This is a genomic window from Kitasatospora sp. NPDC056327 (assembly GCF_042261735.1).
Classification (GTDB): Bacteria; Actinomycetota; Actinomycetes; order Streptomycetales; family Streptomycetaceae; genus Kitasatospora.
In genome coordinates this window covers 1-3,562 of the sequence record NZ_JBHJRC010000470.1, presented here as the reverse complement: position 1 = coordinate 3,562, position 3,562 = coordinate 1, and the positions used below count along the sequence as shown (strand labels likewise).

General features: G+C 78.9%; 3 protein-coding genes. All 3 read left to right on the top strand.

The window, feature by feature from the left end:
• Window positions 1-321: 321 nt before the first annotated feature.
• The 3 genes from ACFCX4_RS35310 to ACFCX4_RS35300 all read left to right on the top strand — a co-directional run bounded on the left by ACFCX4_RS35310 (window position 322) and on the right by ACFCX4_RS35300 (window position 3,527).
• Window positions 322-1,278: a hypothetical protein gene (locus tag ACFCX4_RS35310; RefSeq protein ID WP_376151413.1), complete on the top strand. Its 957-nt coding sequence runs from the start codon at window positions 322-324 to the stop codon at window positions 1,276-1,278.
• A 120-nt stretch (window positions 1,279-1,398) separates the two neighbouring features.
• Window positions 1,399-2,085, top strand: coding sequence for an RNA polymerase sigma factor (locus ACFCX4_RS35305; protein ID WP_376151411.1), 687 nt, complete (start codon window positions 1,399-1,401; stop codon window positions 2,083-2,085).
• Window positions 2,082-3,527 carry a hypothetical protein gene (locus ACFCX4_RS35300; protein ID WP_376151409.1) on the top strand — a complete coding sequence of 482 codons (1,446 nt, stop codon included), beginning with the start codon at window positions 2,082-2,084 and terminating at the stop codon, window positions 3,525-3,527. Before ACFCX4_RS35305 ends, ACFCX4_RS35300 begins: the two co-directional genes overlap by 4 nt.
• The last annotated feature ends 35 nt before the right edge of the window (window positions 3,528-3,562 follow it).

The following is a 3,562-nucleotide window of genomic DNA, read 5'->3' as shown; positions in this document are numbered from 1 at the left end:
GTGCGGGGCGCAGCGCCCCGCACCGCGTGAGCCCGGCGGTTCCGGTCCCGACGAAATTTTCTCCGGACACCACACAACCCCGAGGGGGGATGGACGTCTGACTGGGTGAGGGCCGATCCGGCGCGGGGTCCGACCGATCCGGCCGCCGGGCCTCGCCGCACAGGCCTCCGTCCGACTACCACCGGGGAACCCACCATGCGCCCGTCCACCGTCCGGTGTCCCGTCAGGACCGTCCCGCCGGCGGTCGTGGTCGCCGGAGCGCCCGGCCAAGCGGTGCTCCCCGCGGGGGCGGCTGCCGTCCCCGTCCCCGTCCCCGTGCCCGTGTCCGGCCGAGCGGCCCCCGCCCCGGCCTGGCCGGAGGAGCCGCCCGGCCCGGCGGCCGACCGCGTCGACGTCTCGGTGCGGGCGCTCGCCGGCAGCTACTTCGACTCCGAGGTGACCTGGACCAACAGCACCGACCGGCGCTACGACGAGATCGTCCCGGTGGTCCGCGCGCTCCCGTACGACCACCCGTCCGCCGCCGTCCGCCTGGGCACGACCGCCCGGGGCGTGCTGGACCGCAAGGACCTCGACGAGTGGCGCGAGGTCGGGCTGGACCGGACGGGCGTGGGCAGCGGCCCCCAGCAGGGGACGTTCGCGCTCGACCCCGGCGAGAGCCGGTCGGTCCGCCACCGGCTGACCCCGGCCGACGGCGGGATGTCGGGCCGGCTGCCGATCGCGGCCGAGGGCTGGGTCGGCCGCGGTGCCAGGGCGGTCCTGATCGGCGGCGCGGAGGCCCGGCTGGACGTGACGGTGGACCGCCCGGTCCGCTCCTCGGCGACGGTCCGCTCCGGCGGGACGAGGGGCGAGGTGCCGTCCGAGGTGACGGTCGAGCTGGTCGGCCTGGACGCGTTCGCCCCGCACACCGCGGTCCCCGCGCTGACGGTCCGGGACCCGGTCGTCCCGGCCGGGCCGCACCGCCTGACCCCGGAGAACCTGACCGCCGAGGTGTTGGTGGGCGGCGAGTGGCGCGCGCTCCGGGCCTCCGCCGACGGGGAGGGCCGGGTGGTGCCGGACACCTCCGCGCTCGCCCGGGAGCTCGGCCCGGGCGAGACCGCGGCCCACCGGTTCCGGTTCGACGTGCCGAAGGGGCGGCGGGGCATCGGCGTCGCCCTGACGACGGACGTGCGCGTCGACGACCGGGTGGTGCCCGGGGCGACGCCCGGCGTTGCGCCGGAGGCCCCGCCGGCCACTGCTCCGGGTACCCCGCCCGGCACCGCGCCGGACGTCCGTCCCTAGGTCCGGAGGCACCCCGGCCGGGTCCGGCCGCCCGGTCAGCCGACCCGGCCGCCCGCCCGACGACGATGCCCTGACGCACCCGGTGGCAGCCGGGACCCGTCGGGGGGAAAGCGAAGACGGATGTCCATGGCCATCGGGCCGGCCGCCCCGGGCGCCGAGGGGCACGGGCCGCTCCTGCGCGGGCTGGTCACGCTGCTGTTCGGCACCCGGGAGATGCAGGAGACGGAGGAGGTGCTCGACGTCGCCGCCAGCGTCCAGTCGGCCACCCGGCGCCGCGCCGGGTTCCGGCTGCTGCCCGGCGGCGGCCGCACCTGCGAGGCCGGGCCGACGCTGACCGACCTCTACCTGACCCACCGGCTCAGCCTGGTCCGCCTCGCGGTCCTGCTGGTCGACCACCAGGACCAGGCCGAGGACGTCGTGCAGGAGGCCTTCGCCAAGCTGTACCAGCGGCACGGCGAGCAGCTGGACGACCTGGACAACGCGCTGGCCTACCTGCGCACCGCCGTGGTGAACGGCGCCCGGTCGGTGCTGCGCCGCCGCCGCACGGCCCGTGAGTACGTGCCGCCGCACGAGGCGGACGCGCCGTCGGCGGAGGACCACGCCGTCCTCCACGACGAGCACCGCCGGGTGCTGCTGGCGCTGCAGGAGCTGACCTCGCGCCAGCGCGAGGTGCTGGTGCTGCGCTACTGGTCCGATCTGTCGGAGTCGGAGATCGCGGAGATCCTCGCGGTCTCCCGCGGCACCGTGAAGTCCACCGCCAGCCGTGCCCTGGACGCGCTGGAGAAGAAGCTGGGAGCCGCCCGATGAGCGACGAGCGGCGCCCCGCGGGCGACGGGGCACGGAAGGCCGGTGGCGGGTCCGGGTCCGCCGGGTCCGCTGCCGGGTCCGGGCCCGGAGGGTCCGCGACGGAACGGCTGCTGCGCGAGGCGCTGGCGGCCCGGGCCGACCGGGTCACCGCCCGGGACCTGCGTCCGGTCGGTCCGCCGGCGGGTCCGCGGCTGCGCCGGCGGCCCGCCCACCTGATCGGCCTGCCGCTGATGGGGCTGGCCGCGGCGACGGCCCTCGCCGTGCTGACCGTCCCGACGGACACCCTCGCGAACCGGGGCGACACCCCGGCGGCGACCGGCAGCGGCAGCCCGGAGCCGGGCGCGGACCAGGACCGGCCGCCCCCGACCGGGCTCCCCACGCCCTCCGGCGGCACCGCCCGGCCCGGCGGTGCCGGCACCGGACCGGCGGGCGGCCCCGGGACGTACCCGGACCCGCAGGACTCCCCGGGCGGGGGCGGTCCCGCCCGGACCCCGGCCGGGACCGCGCCCGGCGAGCCGTTCGCGCCCCGGCCGTCCGCGGACGGCACGGCCCGTCCGGACCGGGGGATCGCGCTGAGCTTCGCCGGTCCGGCCGGTCGGGAGGCCGTCGTCGGCGCCGGCCCCACGGCCTTCTCGGTGACCTGGCACAACACCACCCGGCACACGTACGAGACGGTCGCCCCGGTGGTGGCGGTCCGGGCGCTCGCCGACCCGGTCGGCACGGGCCGGACGGTGCGCGGCCGGCTCCAGCGCGAGGACGGGGACGGCGGCTGGACGGACGTCCCGCTGACCGAGGGCTCGGGCGCCTACCTGGCCTCGGGCGACGCGGCGGCGTTCGCGCTGGCCCCGGGCGCCTCCCGGACGGTCGGCTACCGGCTGTACCCCTCGATCGACAGCGGCGAGGGCACGCTGCTCATCGAGGCGCTCGCCCTGCTGCCGGCCGTTCCGCAGCGGGCCGAGGCGGGGGCGGCGATGACCGCGGTGCTGCTGACGAGCGCCCCCGCCGCCGCCCGGACGGCGCCGGAGTTCACCACCGACCCCGCTCCGGCCGCGGTGGGCCCCGACCGGCGGCCCGCCTCGTTCACGATGACGGTCCGCAACCCGGGGGCGGCGCCGCTGGCGTCGGTGGTCCCGACGGTCGTGCTGAGCGGGGCGGAGGCGGGGGGCGCGGTCACGGTCGAGGCCGGGTACGGCGCCGACGGCGTGCGCACCCTGCCGGTCACCCGCGACGCCGGCGGACAGCTGGTGGTCGACACCTCGCTGCTGGAGCGGCTGGTCCGCCCGTACGGGTCGACGGCCTTCTCGTTCTGGATCACCCTGCCGGGCGGCTCGGCCCCCGCGCCCGGGGACCCCGCCGTGGTCGTCGGGGCCGAGGGGGACGGCCGGGCCGCCGCGCCGGCCGTGATCCACCCGCGGTTCCTGTACGGGGGCGGCACCCCGTGAGAGCACCGCCGGCGGTCCGGCCCCCACTGCTCGGG